This window comes from Oceanicaulis sp. LC35 (genome assembly GCF_052055585.1).
Lineage (GTDB): Bacteria > Pseudomonadota > Alphaproteobacteria > Caulobacterales > Maricaulaceae > Oceanicaulis.
The window spans coordinates 1,226,598-1,245,712 of sequence record NZ_CP170485.1 but is presented as its reverse complement, the minus strand read 5'-3'; the positions used below and the strand labels follow the sequence as shown (position 1 = coordinate 1,245,712).

Genomic DNA, 19,115 nt, shown 5'->3' with positions numbered 1-19,115 from the left:
TTCGGTATATTCGAGCGAGCCATGGAATGGATCGCCGATACTGAGTCCCTCGCCCGGGCGTGCGCCAAGCTGCGCCAGGCCGAATATGTCGCCGTAGACACCGAGTTTATGCGCGAGAGCACCTTCTGGCCGCAGCTGTGCCTGATTCAGGCGGCAGGCGATGACACCGAAGTGCTGATCGACCCTCTGGCCGAGGGTCTCGACCTTCAGCCCTTCTATGACCTTCTGACCGATCAGAATGTCATCAAGGTGTTCCACGCCTGCCGGCAGGATCTGGAGATCTTCTTCCACGAAGGCGGCGGCATCATCCCCAAACCGCTGTTTGACAGCCAGATCGCGGCGATGGCCGTGGGTCTGGGAGATTCAATCTCCTACGACAATCTGGTGCGCGCGCTGGTGAAGGTGAATCTGGACAAGGGTTCGCGCTTCACCGACTGGTCGCGCCGCCCGCTGTCGGACAAGCAAAAGGAATATGCGCTCGCCGATGTGACCCATCTGCGCGACCTGTTCCCGATCCTGCGTGAGAAACTCGCCAAGGTGGGCCGCGAAGCCTGGCTGGCCGAGGAAATGAAAACCCTCACCGATCCGGCCACCTATGAAATGCACCCGGAAGACGCCTGGAAGCGTCTGAAGCTGCGCAAGACCACGGCCAAATGGCTCGCTGCGCTCAAGGCCGCCGCCGAATGGCGCGAAACCGAAGCGCAGACCCGCGACATGCCCCGCTCGCGCATCATCAAGGATGATGGCCTGTATGAGCTCGCGCACGCCGCCCCGACCTCGCTTGATGATCTCAAGGGCCTGCGCGCCGTGCCCAAGGGCTTTGAACGCTCCAAGCCGGCCGAGCGCCTGATCGCGCTGATGACCGAAGCGCTGGCGGACCCCAAGGCCTATGCGCCCAAGGTGGACAAGCCCGAAGCCAGCCCGCCCAATCTGGGCCCGATCATCGAAATGCTGAAAGTCTTCCTCAAGGTCGTCTCCGACCAGGAAGGCGTCGCCAGCCGCCTGATCGCCACCGTGCCCGATCTTGAAAAACTCGCCGCTGACGATGACGCCGACATCCCCGCCCTCAAGGGCTGGCGTCGGGACGTGTTCGGCGCCGAAGCGCTGCGCCTGAAACGCGGCGAGCTGGCTCTGGTGCTGGAAAACGGCAAGGTCGAAGCGGTCGAGCTGGAATAGCGGTTTCCCCCCCGCCCCGTCATCCCAAGACCTGATCTTGGGATCAGATGGCAAGGACACGCCTTGCCATGACGAGGGAGGTTTAAATCGAACGCTGCGTTTCAGCCCCATCATCATCCTGACGAAAGTATTCAAAGCATCAAAACCCTGTCATTCACCGGTTTATCCGGTGAATCCATGCCGTGCCCTTTGATCCAAGCAACTCGCATGGATCGGCCGGACAAGCCGTCCGATGACAGTTTGAGAAGTTTCTATCCCCCCTCTTTCCCGGCCCCCAATCAAGTTGAGGGTAAACTCCGTCCGGGACCCAGAAATCAAAAAGCGCTACACATCCGGCTCTGGATCCCCGCCTGCGCGGGGAAAGAGACACTAGCATCCACACACACGCCAAAACGCCTCACGCCCAAAGGGCTGAGGGGGCGAACGCGGGAAAACCGGCTCGGAGTGTGTGTCAAAGGCAAAGGGTAAGCGCGAACCGGCCTTCCCGACGCTTGCGAAGCCCTGCAAGACTCAAGGCTTCACCGACGGCCTGCGCCGCCGCTCCCCGTCCCAAACCAGCGGTCGCGATCCGCCTCTCCACCGGGGAGAGTGGGAGGATAGCCGCGGTTTGGGTGGGTGAGGATAAATCGCCTTGATCACGATTAAAGAAAACAACTCATACGCATTAAACGCTTCCCGGAAAGATTGCACTTTGATATGGTAAATGCCTCTATCAGCCCCCCCCCCTGAGCAAGCAGTCCATCGTGAACAGCAATCCAAAATCCTATCGAGCCCCATTTGCATTATCTGCAGTTGTATTTTTCTTAGCGCTATGCGCCCCACTCGCAATATACTTAACTATAAGCTTTGGGCTTCCGCTCTCGATAAATATTGACGACTATGCTGCGTTTGGAGGACTCATCGCTGGATCCATCGGAACAGGTTTCCTAGCATTGACATTCTTTGCAGTGTTGTACGGAATTTTCGTTCAAAACTTTGAGTTCAACGCCCTTCAAAGGGAAATGCGCGAGCAAAATTTCGAGAGAAATATTAACTCACACAAAGAAACGTATATACAAACACTGACAAATATTAACGTCATGAAGCCCGCAGGGAACGGGCCAATAATAAAGATCGGGCTCGAGGCAATACGATTCAACAATGAGTTAAGCTTAAATTCTTCCGGCAAATTATACTATGAAGTTGATATGTACGAGAAAGCGAGAGATAAAATATCTAATGGACTAGATCATTACCTTAGAGTTGTTTTTCACTATTTTAAATTTCTAGACACAAAATATAAAAACGAAACAGATCAACAAACCAAAGAAAAATATAGACTAGAAATAAGACTATTTCAATCAAGGCTTAGCGAGCCAGAATTGGCATTAATGGCCTTGAATGGCCTCTCCATACATGGATCCGAAAGAATGAAGCCCCTTATCGAAGATTGGGGACTTCTAGAAAACTTACCAGAAACCACTGCGGCAAAATTCCGCTATACAACACTACAGGAATATTCAGCTTCTGCATTTGGCAACAATTCTGACAAAATACTCAAACCCAGAAGCCCCTAAAGTGGAATATTGTCGTGTTTCTTCCAGGGATTGGTGAGTTCCTTGTTGCGCAGGGTGCGCAGGGATTTGATCAGGCGAAAGCGGGTGTTGTGGGGCTGGATCACGTCATCCAGGAAGCCGCGTGAGGCCGCCACGAACGGGTTGGCGAAGCGATCTTCGTATTCCTTGACGTGCTCGGCCATTTTCTCAGGATTATCGAGATCCTTGCGGTGGATGATTTCCGCCGCGCCCTTGGCGCCCATCACCGCGATTTCAGCGCTCGGCCAGGCATAGTTCACATCACCGCGCAAATGCTTGGACGCCATCACGTCATAGGCGCCGCCATAGGCCTTGCGGGTGATGACGGTCAGCTTGGGCACGGTGGCTTCGGCATAGGCAAACAGCAGTTTCGCGCCATGCTTGATCAGCCCGCCATATTCCTGCTTGGTGCCCGGCAGGAAGCCCGGCACGTCCACAAAGGTGATCAGCGGGATTTCAAAGGCATCGCAGAAGCGCACGAACCGCGCGGCTTTCTTGGAGGCGTCAATGTCGAGCACGCCCGCCAGCGACAGCGGCTGGTTGGCCACAAAGCCCACGGTCTGGCCTTCCATCCGGCCAAAGCCCACCACGATATTGGTGGCGTAATCGGGTGCGATTTCATAGAAATCGCCCTCATCGGCCACTTTCTCGATCAATTCCTTGATGTCATAGGGCTTGTTCGGGTTCGGCGGCACCAGCGTATCCAGACTCGGCTCGGCGCGATCCGGGGCGTCAAACACCTCACGCACCGGCGGCTTTTCGCGGTTGGACGCCGGCAGGAAGTCGATCAGACGGCGGACCTGGACCAGCGCTTCGATATCGTTCTCGAATGCGCCCTCGGCGACGCCGGATTTCTTGGCGTGGACGGATGCGCCGCCCAGCTCTTCATGGGTGACGACCTCATTGGTGACGGTTTTGACCACGTCCGGGCCCGTCACATACATGTAGGAAGTGTCCTTCACCATGAAGATGAAGTCGGTGATGGCGGGCGAATAGACGTCGCCGCCCGCGCACGGGCCCATGATGACGGAGATTTGCGGGATCACGCCCGAGGCCAGCGTATTGCGCTGGAAAATCTCGGCATAGCCGCCCAGCGCGTCCACGCCTTCCTGGATGCGGGCGCCTCCGGCGTCAAACAGGCCGATGATGGGTGCGCCGTTTTTCAGCGCCGCGTCCTGCACCTTGCAGATCTTGCGGGCATGGGCGGCGGACAGTGAACCGCCGAACACGGTGAAATCCTTGGCGAAGACATAGACCAAGCGGCCATTGATCGTGCCGGACCCCGTCACCACCCCGTCGCCGGGGATTTTCTTGTCGGCCATGCCGAACTCGGTGCAGTCGTGCTCGACGAACATGTCGATCTCTTCGAAGCTGCCTGCGTCCAGCAGCACGTCCAGACGCTCGCGCGCGCTCAGCTTGCCCTTTTCATGCTGAGCCTTGATGCGGGCTTCGCCCCCGCCCATGCGGGCCGCTTCACGTTTCGCGTCGAGCTGTTCCAGGACGGCTTTCATCAGCCACACTCCCAAGATATTTGTTCGTTATGAGCTTGCTAGCACCGGTTCGGCGATGGGCGCAAATCAGAGGTTTGGCGAATATGGCGCCTCTAGAGCCCCGCCTCATCCAGAGACCGCATCACGGTCTCGCACGCAATGAGGTCACGCTTGCGGTTGGCGGCGGCGAGCGCGGCTTCAGAATCCTCGCCCCAGCGCTCGGTCTGATAGTCGTCATCCACGCGCGCAGCCTGCCAGACGGCTTCGGCGTCCGCCTCGCCTTCCAGCAGCGCAAAGGCGAGGATCGCCGAGCCGAGGATGGGTGTCACGCTGACCAGCGCCGTCAGGCGCAGATCATCCTGCGCCAGTGCACGGGCCTTGAGCGCCGCGATGGAGCTTTCAGGCTGTTCCAGCGCCAGCACGGTCGCTGCGGCATTGAGCGGCGCGTCAAGCGCGGTCTTCGCCCAGTCGAGATACGGGTCCCACAGCTCGGCCTGACGGGCGGCCAGCTGGCTTTCATCGGCGCGGTGGCTCAGAAGATCGGTGCGTCCGAAATTCGCCACCTCCTCTGCTGCGCCTTCGCGGACATCCGCGATCCGGTCGAGCGCCACATGCAGGATGCGCGTGATGGGCATGGTGAACGGATCAATGACCGTTTCCTGCGCCGCCCATTCCGCCGCCAGGGCTTTGGCCAGCGTTTCAGAGGGCACTTGCAGGGCGCGCTTGGCCGGGGTTTTCACCGGACGGCCATCCAGCAGCACGGACCAGCCGCCCTCGCCGGGCTGAAGGCTCACCTCTTTATAGAAACGCTTGGGCAGTTCCCGGTTCTCGGCTTTCGCCTTGGACATGCTCATGCCGCGCTGGCTCCGTTTTCCCCAAAGGCGTCGAGCGCCGCATTCAGACAGTCAAATTCATCATGGATGGAATGGGCGCCGCCCTCGGCGATCTCATCAGGCGTATGAAAGCCCCAGCTGACGCCCAGCGCATGGGTCTTCGCCGCGCGCGCCATGCGCATGTCCCAGCTGGTGTCGCCAATCACCACCGTGCGATGGGCGTCCACTCCGGTTTCCTTCATTGCGTCCAGCACCATGCGCGGATCGGGTTTGCCCGCCCCGCCATCCACGGTCTGAAGCGTCTGGAAGTATTTGTGCAGGTCATGGTGCTCGAACACGATGTCGAGCCCGCGCCGCGCCTTGCCGGTCGCCACGCCCAGAAGCCAGCCCTCATCGGCGAGGCGCTCCACGGTCTCTTTCGCGCCCGCATAAAGCGGTTCGGAGAACCCGTCCTGGGCGCGCATCTCCACAAAGGCCTGCTTGTAGAAATTGGCCAGCTCGGGCACCCGATCGGCGGGATAGTCGGCCGGCGCCAGCTGGGCGACGGCTTCGCCCAGCTCCAGCCCGACAATCATGCGCACCTTGTCATAGGCGATCTCGCCCAGACCGGCGCGCTCAAAGGCGCGGCTCATGGCGCGGTGGATCACCTCGCGGCTATCGACCAGCGTGCCGTCAATATCAAAGACGGCGAGCTTGAGTTCGCTCATTCGAGCGCCTCCTCGACCAGCATCAGATTGTCGTTGGGATTAAAGCCCAGCGCGTCAAAGCTGTCGGCCATGTGCTTGGGCAGGTCCGCCTCGATCACCAGCGGCTTCTGGCCTTCGCGCGGGATCTCGATCTTGCGCGCATGCAGGTGCAGCTTGCGCGACAGCCCCTCGGGATCGGGATAGTCGCAGGTGTACTTGCCGTCGCCATAGATGGAATGCCCCATGGCCTGCATGTGCACGCGCAGCTGGTGGGTGCGCCCGGTCTCGGGCCGCAGCACGACCCAGCTCGCCCGCGCACCGGCATTATCGGCCACCGCATAACGGGTCAGCGCGTGCTGGGCGCCCTCCTCGCCATGACGGGCGCCGACCATCAGCTCGCGATCGCCTTCCATGGCCTTCTTCATGAAGCCCTTGATCTCGCCCGCCCGCGGTACAGGCAGGCCCAGGCAGATCGCCCAATAGGTCTTCTTCACATCGCGGGTCTGGAACAGGCGCGACAGGCGCTTGGCGCTTTGCGCCGTCTTGGCGACCACCAGAACGCCGGAGGTGTCCTTATCGAGCCGGTGCACCAGCTTGGGCTTCTGATCGCCCTTGCCGAACGCCTGCAGCAGATGATCAAGGTGCATCGTCACCTTGGAGCCGCCCTGCACCGCCAGACCCGGCGGCTTGTTGAGCGCAATCATCTGCTTGTCTTCATAGATCACCAGCGAGCGCGCGAACTGCGCATCCTGACGGGTGATCGAGCCCTGCTCGCGCGGCTCGCCGGCGTCCGGCATGGGCGGCACGCGCACGGACTGGCCGGCATTGAGGCGCTGATTGCCCTTGGCCCGGCCGCCATCCACACGGATCTGCCCCGTGCGCAGCAATTTCTCGATCATGCCATGGCTGACATGAGGAAACCGCTTCTTGAACCAGCGATCGACGCGCATCTCGTCTTCATCGCGGGTGACTTCAATCGTCTGAACTCCGCTCATGCGGCAAACACCTTTCGCGCCAGGATCAGCCCGACGAACACCGCAGCCAGAGAGGCCGTCAGCGTGCCGCCCGCATAGATCGCGGCCATCACATAAGTCTTGCGCTCCACCATCACCAGCACATCCAGGGAAAAGGCGCTCATCGTCGTGAACGCGCCCAGAAACCCGACGCCCAGCGCATAGCGCAGCTCGGTGGCGTCCGGACGACCTGCGACCGCCAGCCAGCCCACCAGCAGCCCCATCATCAGACAGCCCAGCACATTCACCGTGAACGTGCCGTACGGCCATTCCGGCCCGATGAGCCTTAAGCCCGCCTGATTGACGAAGTGCCGCGACACCGCGCCCAGCGCGCCGCCCAGCGCTATGAGAAGCACATGTTGCATGGCCGAGAGGGTTAGGCGCGTGAGCGCGAAGGCGCAAGGGGATCAGGCGGTGGGGATGGCTTGCGAGGGTGAGAAAAGCGGGCGAGACTTCGCGCCGAGGGAGAAATCGCGTGCTGATCTATCACCAGCTCAAGGCCTTGGGACCTGAAGTCCTGGACACTCTCAGGCTCTCAAACAGCCCCCAGGGCCGTGCGGCTAAACCTGAGCAACGCTGGCTTCATATCTGGCTCGCCAGCAATCCCGCCCTTTTCGATCTCAGAGAACGCTATTGGCGCGCCAGAGGTCAGTCCCAGCTCATTTTGCTGCTCTGCGCTTTCGTGAGCATTTGCATCTTGGTGAGTGCAAGCGTCCTGCTTGATCTGTCAGCAGCAACATTCATCGCGCTCCTACTCGCTTGTCTCGCCGCGATGGTGCTCATCGCGAACCTTCTCTGGCTCGAAACCATTTTCTGGCGAATGCGTCGCTTGCATGATCTGGGGCGCTCAGGGCTTTGGGCGTACCTGCCTCAGGTATTGCCGGTCGGGGTCTATGTCTGCCTTGATGCGATGGCGGGTCTGGGCCCGCTTGTGAATGGCGCTCTTTCAGCCTTCAGCTATGCTGTCTGGCATCACCTTCTAGGCGCCTATCTCGTTACTGCAAAAGGCCAGTCCGGCCCCAACCGCTATGGGCCAGCGCCGGAGCCCTTGCAGCTGCCGGATGATATGGACGCCAGCGCCTAATCCCCCCGCCTCGCCCGCTCCGCCCTGACCGCCCGAAACCGTTCCAGCCGTTCCAGCAGCGCAGCTTCGCGGCCTTGGGGTTTGGGGTCGTAGAAGGTCGGCGGCTTGCCCATTTCCGTGGGGAAATAGTTCTGGCCCGAGACGCCGCCTTCCACGTCATGGTCGTACTCATAGCCCTTGCCATAGCCCACCTCTTTCATGAGCTTGGTGGGGGCGTTGAGGATATGGGCGGGCGGCATTAGCGAGCCGGTGCCCTTGGCGGTGCGCAGGGCGGATTTCCAGGCGGTGTAGACAGCGTTTGATTTGGGCGCGCAAGCGATATGGACCACGGCCTGCGCCAGCGCCAGATCCCCCTCGGGACTGCCCAGAAACTCATAGACATCCTTGGCCGCGAGCGCCGCATGCACGGCGCCGGGGTCCGCGAGGCCAATCTCCTCATTCGCCATGCGCACGATCCGCCGCGCCAGATAGAGCGGGTCCTCGCCCGCGCTCAACATGCGCGCCAGCCAGTAGAGTGCCGCGTCCGGGTCCGAGCCGCGCACGGACTTATGCAGCGCCGAGATGAGGTTGTAATGCTCCTCCCGGTCCTTGTCGTAGACCGGGGCGCGCTTTTGCAAGACTGACGACAGGTCCTTGAGGTCGAGCGGCGCCTCGGGCTCCAGCGCGATCAGCTCTTCAGCAAGGTTGAGCATGTATCGGCCATCGCCATCGGCCATGGCGATCAGGCCTTCGCGCGCCTCTTCAGTCAGGGGCAACGTCGTCCCCTCCTCGGCCTCGGCGCGCTTGAGCAGCTTTTCCAGCGCTTCGGCGTCGAGCCGTTTGAGCACCATCACCTGACAGCGCGACAGAAGCGCGGCATTCAGCTCGAAACTGGGGTTTTCCGTGGTGGCGCCCACAAGGGTGATGATCCCCTCCTCGGCCACGGGCAAAAAGCCATCCTGCTGGGCGCGGTTGAAGCGGTGGATCTCGTCCACGAACAACAGCGTGCCCCGTCCCGCCTGACGCCGGGCGCGAGCGCGATCAAACGCCTTCTTGAGATCGGCGACGCCGGAGAACACCGCCGAAATGGCGTCAAACTCAAGCCCCGCCTTCTCGGCCAGAAGGCGCGCAATCGTGGTTTTGCCCACCCCCGGCGGCCCCCACAGGATCAGGGAGGACAGACGCCCCTGCGCCAGCATGCGCCCCAGCGGCCCGGTCGGGCCCAGCACATGGTCCTGTCCCACGACCTCATCGAGGGTTTGCGGACGCAAACGGTCAGCCAGCGGGCGCGGCGCTTCGGTCTCAAGACCGGCGGAAGAAAACAGATCGCTCATGGCGCGGACTATGGGCTAAGCTGGCCCGTGTTCGCAAATGTTCACACCAGTGGAGTGTCGAGATGAGTGAAACGCCGAAACCCAGCCCGGTCGTGCCCTATCTGAGCGTGCGCAATGGCATCGAGGCCATCGCCTTCTATGAACGGGCCTTCGGCGCCGAAGAAGCCGAGCGCTATGAGTTTGAAGGCAAGCTGGGTCATGCCAGCCTGCGCATCAATGGCGGGGCGATCTATTTGGCGGACGAGTTCCCCGAGCACGAAGCCATGATCGGCAATGTGGCGCCGCCGACGCTGGGCGACCGCACGACCTTCACGATCAGCCTGCAGGTGGATGACGCCGACGCCTGGTACGCCCGCGCCATTGACGCCGGATGCACGTCAGTGCGTGCGCTGACTGATGAATTCTTCGGCCGTCACGGCAAGGTGCGCGACCCGTATGGCCATGTCTGGTCTCTGGTGACGATGAAGTCTCAGGCCTGAGCTAGGCGTCCGGACCCACATGGAAGTGGTTGCCGACCAACATGACGGTTAGAAGCGCGCCCGCAATGATGCTGGCGAAGCCGAACCAGGGCTCCCAGTGGAGCGCATAAGTCAGGCCGAGCACGCCCACGCCAACAAGAACCGGCAAGGCCCAGAGCAAGAGGGTGATTTTGGACACGGACGGGCGGGCGGGCGTTTCACTCATATCGTCTCTCTCTGGCCCGGACTGCGACAAACAGCCGGGAACGGTTCTCTTTTGTGCGCTTTGCCTGTATATGGCGCGCCTTGCTTGAGCATGAAACCCTGACCATGACCGATCTTCACCTGGAAATCTCGAAGGACTTCACCTTCGACGCCGCGCACCATTTCGAGCACAAGGACGCCGATCATCCGTTTTCGCGGATGCACGGGCATTCCTTCGCCGGCACGGTGACGATCACCGGCCCGCGTGCGGCTGAAAGCGGCATGGTCAAGGATTTCTGGGAAATGGAATCCGAGATCAACAAGATCAAGGACCAGCTCGACCACCGCCTCCTCAATGATGTGGAAGGTCTGGAGCACCCCTCGCTCGAAGCCATCGCCTTCTGGGTATTCGAACGCCTCGAGAAGACCCTGCCGGGCCTCGTCGCCGTCGAGATCCGCCGCCCAAGCTGGGGCGAAAAGGCCGTGGTGCGTCGGGGTTAGAGCAAAACGCACCCCATAAAGGCTGGAATTACGATCGCGCAGACCAGCACGGTGCGTCTATCAAAGCCCCGCCACGCGAAAAGCGCAGCCGAGCTGGCGAGAAAGCCTGCAGCTCCACCCAGCGCCATCGGCACCAGATACATAATCAAGGTCACGCCACCAAGGACCGCCCAAACAACCACCTGCGCATCGGGCTCTTGGGGCAAATGTTGAGCATAATGCAAAATGCTCCCCCCCGATATTTGGATGACCGCACCATAGATAAATCCAACGAACATCCCTGAGATCACCCCCCAATTGAGGACCTCGGGGATGATGGATTGGGCGCGACGCAACCTGTAGGTAGCCATCGCCCCAAACACGATCACAGCCACAATGGCGTATCTTTTGATTTCAGTGCGAAAAATCTCGGGTAGAAAATAGCTTATTAAACAAGCGCCTGTCACGCTCGCCATATATGTGAGCGCTATTCGAAAGGTCAGTTTCAAGTCTGGCTGGTCACCCTCATTCTCAGAATGCATCAAAGCGCCTCAAACACGTCCCGACTGAGCCTGGGGTCGAAATGCTGGCCGCCATCCACGCACAAGACCTGACCGGACACGGACGGCGTATTGACGAAGAAGCGCAGCGCCGCCACCAGATCCTCCGGTGTCGAGCCCTGCTGGAGCGGCGTGTCGTCATGCACGCGCTCGAAATCCTCGTCCGAATGATGCGCGCTCGGCATGGTCAGGCCCGGCGCGATGGCGTTGACCCGCACGTTCGGGGCGAGTGACTTCGCCAGCATCTCCGTCATGGTTTTGAGCGCCGCTTTGCTGAGCGTGTAGGAAAAGTAATCGGCGTTGAGATTGAAGAGCTTGTAGTCGAGCACATTGACCACACAGGCGCGTTCCAGCCCCTGCCCGGCCAAGGCCTTGGTCAGAAGCGCCGGCGCCAGCGTGTTCGCCGTCATGTGACGGTGAAAGCTCTCAGCACCCAGATCAGCAAGCTGGTCCTGTTCAAAGATGGACGCGGAATTGACCAAAACCCCCACCGGCCCCAGCGCGTCGGCCGCGCGGGCGATCAGGCCTGCCGTCTCTTCCGGCTGTGACAGGTCCGCGCCCAGCGCAATGGCGCGCACGCCCTTGAGCTCGCGCGCCAGCGCCTCGGCTTCGTCGGCTGAGCTGTTGTAATGGATGATCACATCATGGCCGTCCGCCGCCAGCGCCTCGATGAAGGCGCGGCCCAGTCGCTTGGCGCCGCCGGTCACAAGCGCTGCGGGTTTTGCGGTCACAAGATCGCCCATGATAATCCTATCTGCACTCTATCGGCCCTGAGCGGTTTGGCAGCGGGCCATTCCGGCTTATACCCCTCTCAGAGACTGGATGTAGAGGCCGCTTTATGAAACTCGACGCCCTGGCTGCACACAACGCCGCAACGCCGCGCCCTGATTTTGCGGGCGAACAGGTCAGCGTGCGCGTCAATCGCCTGCGCCTCGACGCGGAAGTGGGCGTCTATGATTCAGAGCGCGGCCGCAAGCAGCCGCTGGAAATTAGCCTGACCGCGGAAGTCGCGCCCGAAGCCACACATCCCAATGGCGCCCTTGGGGAGGCCGTGAACTACGCCGCCATGGCCGAGACCGTGCGTCAGATCGTAGGCTCCGCCCACCATGATTTGCTGGAAGACCTCGCCCAGAAAATCGCCGACACCTTGTTTGCCGATCCGCGCGTGAAACGCCTTGATCTGACGCTCGACAAGCTGACTGCGCTCGAGGATGCCGAAAGCGTGGGCGTCAGCCTCAGCCGCTGGCGCTGACGACTCACATATTCGCGCCTATCTTAGGCCCATGGTCAAAGCCAACCGCCCCGACGCGCCCCCGCTCGACAAATCCTCTGACGCTGGTCCCAGGCCGGCGGCGAAGGAGTATCGCACCGGGCCGGAGATCATCGCCGACTATGTGAAGAACCTGTCCCAGGGCCCGGGCGTCTACCGCATGTATGGCGAGGATGGCGAAGTCCTCTATGTGGGCAAGGCGCGCAAGCTCAAGAACCGGGTCTCGAACTACGCCAAGTCCGGCGGGCACACCAACCGCATCGCCCTGATGATCTCGCTGACGCGGTCGATGGAGTTCGTGCTCACCCGCACCGAGACCGAAGCGCTGCTACTGGAAGCGAACCTGATCAAGCGGCTCAAGCCGCGCTTCAACATCCTGTTGCGCGACGACAAGAGCTTTCCCTACATCCTGATCCGCCGCGATCATGAGAGCCCGCAGCTGATCAAGCACCGCGGCGCCCGCAAGGCCAAGGGCGATTATTTCGGCCCCTTCGCCAGCCCCAGCGCGGTGAACAACACGCTGAACACGCTGCAAAAGGCTTTCGGCATAAGAACCTGTACCGACAGCGTTTATGAGGGCCGAACCCGCCCCTGCATGCTCTATCAGATCAAGCGCTGCGCCGGGCCGTGCGTCGATCTTGTCAGCCCGTCCGACTATGATGAGCTGGTGCGCGAAGCGACCGATTTCCTCTCGGGACGATCCAACACGTTGCGCCAGCGGCTTCAGGAAGAGATGACGACCGCGTCGGAAAATCTCGACTTTGAAACCGCCGCCAAGCTGCGCGACCGCATCCGCGCCATCGCCGCCGTCACCAGCCAGCAAGACGTCAATCCGGACGGGGTGGAGGCTGCCGATGTCATCGCCCTGCATCAGGAGGGCGGAAAAACCTGCGTGCAGATCTTCTTCTTCCGCGCCGGTCAGAACTGGGGCAATCGCGCGCTCTATCCCAAGCATGAGCAGGACGCGGCGCCCGATGAAATCCTGTCCGCCTTCATCGCCCAGTTCTATGACGACAAGCCGGCGCCGCGCCTGATCCTGACAAGCTCTGATCCGCAGCAGGCCGAGCTACTGTCCGAAGCGCTAAGCCTGCGCGCCGGGCATCCGGTCGAGATCAAGACGCCCAAGCGTGGCTCCAAGAAGGCGCTGGTCGAAGCCGCTGAACACAACGCCAAGGAAGCCCTGGGCCGGACGCTGGCGGAAAGCCGCTCTCAGGCGCAGCTGCTGGATGGGGTGGCGCGGATCTTTGAACTCGAAGAGCGCCCCGAACGCATCGAGGTTTATGACAACTCTCACATCCAGGGCACGAACGCGCTCGGCGCGATGATCGTGGCCGGGCCTGAAGGCTTCGACAAGCAAAGCTATCGCCGATTCAACATGAAAGGCGACGACGCCGCCACCAATGACGACTTCGCCATGATGCAGGCGATGATCCGGCGCCGCTTCACCCGCCTGCAGAAAGAGCGCGAGGACGGCGCACCCGTGCCGGACCTGATCCTGATTGACGGCGGCAAGGGTCAGCTGTCTTCGGTCATGGAAGTGATGGAGGAGCTGGGTGTGGATGATGTGGCGGTCGCCGCGGTCGCCAAGGGCCCGGACCGGGATGCAGGGCGCGAAGTGTTCTACATGCCGGGCAAGCCGCCCATCCGCATGCCGATGAACGATCCGGTTCTGTATTACCTCCAGCGCATCCGCGACGAGGCGCACCGCTTCGCCATTACCGGTCACCGCGCCAAGCGCGCCCGTCAGATACGGGAAAACCCGCTCGATGAGATCGACGGCGTCGGCGCCACGCGCAAGAGCGCGCTCCTGAAGCATTTCGGGTCGGCCAAGGCCGTCTCCCGCGCCAATCTGGCGGACCTTGAAGCGGTGGATGGCGTGTCCAAAGCCCTCGCCCGCAAGATCTATGAGCACTTCCATGAATAGCCTGCTGCGACAGATCCCCAACGCCCTCACCGTCGGACGCGCCCTTGCGGGCGTCATTGGCGGCTGGCTGCTGGTTCAAAGTTCACAAGCCGGGCTGGAATCAGACGCGATAAGGCTCGGTGTTCTGGCGGGGCTCATTCTGGTGATCGCGGCCCTCACCGACTGGCTCGATGGCTGGCTGGCGCGGACCATGAATGCGGAGAGCGCACTGGGCGCCCTGCTCGACCCGATCGCAGACAAGTTCCTCGTGGGCGGCTATCTGGTCGCGTACTGCGTGATCAGCGGTTTTGACGCCTATCTCGTCCTGCCGGTCCTTGTGATTCTGGGTCGGGACATCGCCATTACAACCCTGCGCTTTATCCACCCTTCAAAGGGCGTCCTGACGGTGACCGCGACCGCCAAATTGAAGACTGCGCTCCAGATGGTGATTACTGCGGCCCCCTTCGTCATCATCCTGATCGGGTTTAGAGATCCCGCGCTCTGGTATCACTACTGGATCGGAGCGGTTTGGTTCCTGGCCGTCCTGACCGTGTGGTCGGCACTCCCGTATCTGAAAACCTCGTTCGTGCGTTGAACGCGGTTCGCCGCATGAGGGAAGCGTCCTGTTAACCAGCTTGGATTGAGTGTGAACGCGCACGCAACTTCGCTGCGATTCACAATCCTTCGCAGGTTCCCAATGACGTTCTCGATTGATTACCAGACCCGCATCGCCTTCATGAAAATCAAGGAGCAGGAACGTGAACTGCTTCGAGAACTCAAACCCGTTATCGCCCGAGAGTTTCCAGCCACGCTGGATGGCTTTTATCAGCATTTGAAAGGCTGGCCTGAAGTCTACAGCATGTTTGGAGGCGAGGCAGGCGTAAAGCACGCTCGCGACAAGCAGCTTGAACACTGGATGAAGATCGCGGACGCCAAGTTCGACGATGAGTATACGCGCTCGGTCACCGCCATTGGTGATGCGCATGCGCGGCTGAAACTTCAGCCCCAATGGTATTTCGGCGCCTATAACTTCCTGATGATGGGCCTCATAGAGGCTGTGCTCAACGACCAGCGCAAAAAGGGCTCGCCTATCAACTGGAGACGTCACTCGGAAGCGGCTCGCTATCGGGTCTCTGTTCTGGTCAAGGCCGTCATGCTCGATATGGAGCTGGTTCTGACTGTGATCTATGAACGCCAGAATGAAGAACGTCTGGCGATCTTTGACCAGCTCGCCAACGAGATGGAAAGCCAGATCGGCGCAATTTCCGACACTCTGGCCCAGACCTCGACCGATCTCGCAGAGAGCGCCCGGACCATGGCGCGCGATGCCGAGACCTCCTCGCAGCAGGCTTCCACTGTTGCAGCAGCAGCTGAAGAAGCAACAGCGACGGCGCAAAGCGTCGCCGGCGCCTCGTCGGAACTCACCAAGGCGATCCAGGAAATTTCCGCCAGCGCCGGTGAAGCCGCATCGGGCTCCTCCCAGGCTGCTCGCCAGGCTGAACTGACGCGTGAGACAATGAACACGCTGGACGAAGCCGCCCAAAAAATCGGCGAGATCATTACTCTGATCGAGGGGGTGGCCGAGCAGACCAACCTGCTGGCCCTGAACGCCACCATCGAAGCCGCGCGGGCTGGCGATGCCGGCAAGGGCTTTGCAGTCGTAGCCAGCGAAGTGAAATCGCTCGCCGGTCAGACGGCGAAGGCGACGGATGAAATCTCACAACAGATCAACAACATACAGTCCGTTGTGAAAAGTGCGGTCGAAGCCATTGAAGATGTCGCCCGCTCGGTTGAGCGTGTGAATGGCGTCTCCACTTCGATCTCGGCGGCTGTGGAAGAACAGAACGCCGCCACAGCAGAAATCAGTCGAAACACGGAACAGACAGCACAAAGCTCAGGCTCGGTGTCCCAGACCATCGCCGGTGTGCTCAGTAGTGTGCAAAACACCGCGACTTCGGCAAAGGGTCTGGTCAATTCTTCTGACCAGCTGGGCAAACAAGCCGCCAAGCTTCGCAAGGATGTGACTGATTTCCTGGACCGATTAAGAGCCGCTTAAACCGGACCCCCTATGTAGGGCGCCAGAGCAAGGAAACCCTCTATATTATTGATTCGTAATAATATTTAGGGTTTTCTCGCGCGCAACTTGCATCGGGTACTATTGTTATGAGCGTAGCGTCTGGGTCCTTCGCGGCTGATGTCGTCGAAGCGAGCGCCGAAATTCGGTGCGATTTGAATTCCCGCCTTGAATTTCTGGACTTTACAGAAACTGACCGCGACGCGATCCGTCGGCTGAAGCCCGTTATTGAGCAGTCGCTGCCGGGCGTTCTGGACCAGTTTTATGCGGACGTCCTTTCAACGCCTGCAACCGCCGCCTTCTTTCCCGACGACGCCATCCGCAAACACGCCCAGCAGAAACAGTTCGATCACTGGATGGAAATCTGCAGCGGCCGGTTTGGCGAAGACTACATCACCTCGGTCACCCGGATCGGCATGACGCATGCGCGCCTGGGTCTGGAGCAACGCTGGTATTTCGCCGCGTATCAGAAAGTGGTCAGCGGCCTTCTACGCGCCCTGAGCAGACTGAGACTGAAACAAGCTGGCCTGATGCGCCGCGGCGCCCTTGATCAGCTGGATACGGATATCCAGGCGCTGACCAAGGCCGCTTTCCTGGACATGGATCTCTGTCTGAGCACGATTGAAGGCGATATGCGCAAACGGCGCGGCAAGGAGCGTCAACGCCTTGCTGAGGACTTTGAGCGTTCTGTCTCCACCATCGTGAACACCGTGTCCAGCGCCGCGCTGGAGCTGTCCGAGACCGCCCGCTCCATGTCCGGCACGGCGCAAACGGCCTCCTCCCGTTCGGAAACCGTCGCTGCCGCCGCCGAGGAAGCGAATGTCACCGCCCAGATGGTGGCTCAGTCTGCGGCCGAGCTTGATGGCGCCATTCGCATGATCGCGCAGAACGTCGCCCTCTCCTCACAAACCGCCAGCGGCGCTCATGCCGAAGCGGAGGAAACCAGCCGGACCATGGTCCAGCTGAGTGAGGCCGCCGATACGATTGGCGACATCATCTCCCTCATCGAGACCGTCGCAGATCAGACCAATCTGCTGGCGTTGAACGCCACGATAGAAGCCGCCCGAGCCGGTGAGGCAGGGCGAGGGTTCGCCGTCGTCGCCAGTGAAGTGAAGGCGCTGGCGAGCCAGACCGCAAAAGCCACCGAACAGATCTCCCAGCAGATCTCTCACATCCAGAGCGTGGTGGCGAAAGCCGTCAGCGCCATACAGTCGGTCACCGCGTCCATCGAGCGCGTGAATACCGTCAGCGTGACCATTTCCACCGCGGTTGAAGAGCAAAGCTCCGCCACCACCGAGATCAGCCGGACGACCGATCAGACGGCCCGCAGCGCCAGCTCTGTCTCTGAAGAGATCCTGCTTGTGCAAAGCGGCGCGGAAGAAACCAGCAGCGCAGCGCAATCTGTCGTGCAGGCCTCGGATTCGCTCGGACAGCTTGCAAGCCAGCTCCAGAACGACATGACCGTGTTCCTCAGCAAGCTCAACGCCGCCTAGAACAGGCTGCCCTGATCCGGATTGGGCGGGCGCTTCTTCGGCTTGGGCGCAGGCTTGGGCCGAGGCGCAGTTTCAGGAGGCGCAGAGGGCGATGACGTTGGAGCCGCGCCCTCAATGACGGCGTTCCGCGCTGCATCGTCAAACACCAGCGTGACCACCTGCCCCGCCTGCAAGGCAGCGCCCTGGCGGACCAGCGCGCCGGTCTGGTCCTTCACCAGCGCAAACCCCCGTTTGAGCACCGACTTGTGCGACAGGGCCTCAAGTCGGGCGCCCAGTGACGCCAGGGACCTCGACTGATCGCTTACTTCCCGGCGGAAGGCCTGATCCAGTCGCGCGCCGGATTGTGTGAAACGCTCGCCCTTGATCACCAGATCCCGTCTGAGCGCAGAGGGGCGCATCTGCAGCGCGGCAGCCTGCAAACGGGTCTGCTTGCGCTCCAGCCCCGCCAGAGCGGCGCCATTCAGCCGGCTGGCGATGAAGTCGAGCTTCTGGCCGTTCTCATTGAGCATGGCCTTGGGAGTCGGCAAACCGCGCGAGGCGGATTTCAGATCCGCCGCCTTGCGATCAAGTCCTCGCACCAGAGCGCTCATGAGGCGGGCGGAGTTGGTCGAGATGCGCTCCACAAGCTCGCGACGCACCGGCACGGCGATCTCGGCTGCGCCCGTCGGCGTCGGCGCGCGACGGTCCGAGGCGTAATCGATCAGTGTGGTGTCGGTTTCATGCCCGACCGCCGAGATCAGGGGAATGCGCGAGGCCGCTGCAGCACGCACCACCCGCTCCTCATTGAAGCACCACAAATCCTCTATCGAGCCACCGCCCCGCGCCACGATCAGAACGTCCGGGACGGGCACCGGCCCGCCCGGCTCAATGGCGTTGAAGCCTTCAATGGCGTGCGCGATCTGATCCGCCGCCTTGTCGCCCTGCACCAGCACCGGCCAGAGCAGGACATGGGTCGGAAAACGATCCTCGAGACGATGCAGGATATCGCGGATCACTGCGCCGGTGGGTGAAGTCACGACGCCGATCACGCGCGGCAGGAAGGGCAGAGCGCGCTTGCGGTCGGGCGAGAACAGGCCTTCCGCCGCCAGCGCCTTCTTGCGCGCTTCCAGAAGCGCCATCAGGGCGCCTTCACCCGCCGGCTCCATGCGCTCGATGATCATCTGGTATTTCGAGCGGCCGGGGAATGTGGACAGCCGCCCCTCCGCGATCACCTCCAGCCCCTCTTCAGGCCGGAAGTTGAGCAATGTGGCGACGCCCTTCCACATCACGCCGTCAATGACCGCCTTGTCGTCCTTCATGTCGAGATAGACATGGCCGGACTTGGCGACCGTCACACGGCCCAGTTCGCCGCGCACGCGCACATGGTCATAGGCCTGCTCCACCGTTCGCTTGAGGGCGTTGGAGAGCTCGGAAACCGTATATTCGGGCGTATTGGAGGCGGCATCGTCTGTCATGCGCCCACCCTAACCGCGGATTCGGACGACGTGTACCGCTCTGGCGCCGT

At 61.2% G+C, this 19,115-nt stretch carries 20 protein-coding genes; 10 read left to right on the top strand and 10 right to left on the bottom strand.

Going from position 1 to position 19,115, the window contains the following annotated elements:
• Window positions 1-21 precede the first annotated feature (21 nt).
• Together rnd and ACFELO_RS05875 are read left to right on the top strand one after the other, a co-directional pair.
• Window positions 22-1,176: a ribonuclease D gene (gene rnd, locus ACFELO_RS05880; protein ID WP_440959616.1), complete on the top strand. Its 1,155-nt coding sequence runs from the start codon at window positions 22-24 to the stop codon at window positions 1,174-1,176.
• A 743-nt stretch (window positions 1,177-1,919) separates the two neighbouring features.
• Window positions 1,920-2,732, top strand: a complete 813-nt coding sequence (locus ACFELO_RS05875) for a putative phage abortive infection protein (protein WP_440959615.1) — start codon at window positions 1,920-1,922, stop codon at window positions 2,730-2,732.
• Here the strand turns inward: ACFELO_RS05875 and ACFELO_RS05870 are convergent.
• The 5 genes from ACFELO_RS05870 to crcB all read right to left on the bottom strand — a co-directional run bounded on the left by ACFELO_RS05870 (window position 2,729) and on the right by crcB (window position 7,137).
• Window positions 2,729-4,261: an acyl-CoA carboxylase subunit beta gene (locus ACFELO_RS05870; RefSeq protein WP_440959614.1), complete on the bottom strand. Its 1,533-nt coding sequence runs from the start codon at window positions 4,259-4,261 to the stop codon at window positions 2,729-2,731. The genes ACFELO_RS05875 and ACFELO_RS05870 overlap by 4 nt on opposite strands.
• A gap of 92 nt (window positions 4,262-4,353) precedes the next feature.
• Complete coding sequence (locus ACFELO_RS05865; protein WP_440959613.1) at window positions 4,354-5,094, bottom strand: ATP12 family chaperone protein; 741 nt, start codon at window positions 5,092-5,094, stop codon at window positions 4,354-4,356.
• Entirely contained in the window at window positions 5,091-5,780 is a 690-nt protein-coding gene (locus ACFELO_RS05860; RefSeq protein WP_440959612.1) for an HAD-IA family hydrolase, read from the bottom strand. The genes ACFELO_RS05865 and ACFELO_RS05860 overlap by 4 nt, the downstream gene beginning before the upstream one ends.
• A complete protein-coding gene (locus tag ACFELO_RS05855) occupies window positions 5,777-6,754 on the bottom strand; it encodes an RluA family pseudouridine synthase (protein ID WP_440959611.1) in 978 nt (325 codons plus the stop codon). The genes ACFELO_RS05860 and ACFELO_RS05855 overlap by 4 nt, the downstream gene beginning before the upstream one ends.
• Window positions 6,751-7,137: a fluoride efflux transporter CrcB gene (gene crcB, locus ACFELO_RS05850; protein ID WP_440959610.1), complete on the bottom strand. Its 387-nt coding sequence runs from the start codon at window positions 7,135-7,137 to the stop codon at window positions 6,751-6,753. The genes ACFELO_RS05855 and crcB overlap by 4 nt, the downstream gene beginning before the upstream one ends.
• Window positions 7,138-7,247: 110 nt before the next feature.
• Between crcB and ACFELO_RS05845 the strand changes: the two genes are divergently transcribed.
• Window positions 7,248-7,856: a DUF805 domain-containing protein gene (locus ACFELO_RS05845; RefSeq protein WP_440959609.1), complete on the top strand. Its 609-nt coding sequence runs from the start codon at window positions 7,248-7,250 to the stop codon at window positions 7,854-7,856.
• Here ACFELO_RS05845 and ACFELO_RS05840 read toward each other — a convergent pair.
• On the bottom strand, window positions 7,853-9,169 hold the full coding sequence (locus tag ACFELO_RS05840; RefSeq protein ID WP_440959608.1) for a replication-associated recombination protein A: 1,317 nt from the start codon (window positions 9,167-9,169) through the stop codon (window positions 7,853-7,855). The genes ACFELO_RS05845 and ACFELO_RS05840 overlap by 4 nt on opposite strands.
• Window positions 9,170-9,231: 62 nt before the next feature.
• On the opposite strand from ACFELO_RS05840, the gene ACFELO_RS05835 reads away from it, so the two are divergent.
• Complete coding sequence (locus ACFELO_RS05835; RefSeq protein ID WP_440959607.1) at window positions 9,232-9,648, top strand: VOC family protein; 417 nt, start codon at window positions 9,232-9,234, stop codon at window positions 9,646-9,648.
• Between the two features lies 1 nt (window position 9,649).
• Here ACFELO_RS05835 and ACFELO_RS05830 read toward each other — a convergent pair whose 3' ends face one another.
• Complete coding sequence (locus ACFELO_RS05830; RefSeq protein WP_440959606.1) at window positions 9,650-9,853, bottom strand: hypothetical protein; 204 nt, start codon at window positions 9,851-9,853, stop codon at window positions 9,650-9,652.
• Window positions 9,854-9,957: 104 nt separating this feature from the next.
• Between ACFELO_RS05830 and ACFELO_RS05825 the strand changes: the two genes are divergently transcribed.
• The gene (locus ACFELO_RS05825) at window positions 9,958-10,332 is read left to right on the top strand and encodes a 6-pyruvoyl trahydropterin synthase family protein (protein WP_440959605.1); all 375 of its coding nucleotides are present in this window, start codon (window positions 9,958-9,960) and stop codon (window positions 10,330-10,332) included.
• Here the strand turns inward: ACFELO_RS05825 and ACFELO_RS05820 are convergent.
• Together ACFELO_RS05820 and ACFELO_RS05815 are read right to left on the bottom strand one after the other, a co-directional pair.
• Window positions 10,329-10,820 (bottom strand): hypothetical protein, encoded by a 492-nt coding sequence (locus ACFELO_RS05820; RefSeq protein WP_440959604.1) that lies wholly within the window; start codon window positions 10,818-10,820, stop codon window positions 10,329-10,331. The genes ACFELO_RS05825 and ACFELO_RS05820 overlap by 4 nt on opposite strands.
• 32 nt (window positions 10,821-10,852) lie before the next feature.
• Complete coding sequence (locus ACFELO_RS05815) at window positions 10,853-11,614, bottom strand: SDR family oxidoreductase (RefSeq protein WP_440959603.1); 762 nt, start codon at window positions 11,612-11,614, stop codon at window positions 10,853-10,855.
• Between the two features lie 95 nt (window positions 11,615-11,709).
• Here ACFELO_RS05815 and folB point away from each other — a divergent pair, with 95 nt between their 5' ends.
• The 5 genes from folB to ACFELO_RS05790 all read left to right on the top strand — a co-directional run bounded on the left by folB (window position 11,710) and on the right by ACFELO_RS05790 (window position 17,611).
• Complete coding sequence (gene folB, locus ACFELO_RS05810; RefSeq protein ID WP_440959602.1) at window positions 11,710-12,123, top strand: dihydroneopterin aldolase; 414 nt, start codon at window positions 11,710-11,712, stop codon at window positions 12,121-12,123.
• 31 nt (window positions 12,124-12,154) lie between these two features.
• Window positions 12,155-14,065, top strand: coding sequence for an excinuclease ABC subunit UvrC (gene uvrC, locus ACFELO_RS05805; RefSeq protein ID WP_440959601.1), 1,911 nt, complete (start codon window positions 12,155-12,157; stop codon window positions 14,063-14,065).
• The gene (locus ACFELO_RS05800; RefSeq protein ID WP_440959600.1) at window positions 14,058-14,639 is read left to right on the top strand and encodes a CDP-alcohol phosphatidyltransferase family protein; all 582 of its coding nucleotides are present in this window, start codon (window positions 14,058-14,060) and stop codon (window positions 14,637-14,639) included. The genes uvrC and ACFELO_RS05800 overlap by 8 nt, the downstream gene beginning before the upstream one ends.
• A gap of 102 nt (window positions 14,640-14,741) precedes the next feature.
• Entirely contained in the window at window positions 14,742-16,100 is a 1,359-nt protein-coding gene (locus ACFELO_RS05795) for a protoglobin domain-containing protein (protein ID WP_440959599.1), read from the top strand.
• A gap of 107 nt (window positions 16,101-16,207) precedes the next feature.
• Entirely contained in the window at window positions 16,208-17,611 is a 1,404-nt protein-coding gene (locus tag ACFELO_RS05790) for a protoglobin domain-containing protein (RefSeq protein WP_440959598.1), read from the top strand.
• On the opposite strand, the gene xseA is transcribed toward ACFELO_RS05790, so the two are convergent.
• Entirely contained in the window at window positions 17,608-19,065 is a 1,458-nt protein-coding gene (xseA, locus tag ACFELO_RS05785; RefSeq protein WP_440959597.1) for an exodeoxyribonuclease VII large subunit, read from the bottom strand. The two genes, ACFELO_RS05790 and xseA, sit on opposite strands and share 4 nt — an antisense overlap.
• Between the last annotated feature and the right edge of the window lie 50 nt (window positions 19,066-19,115).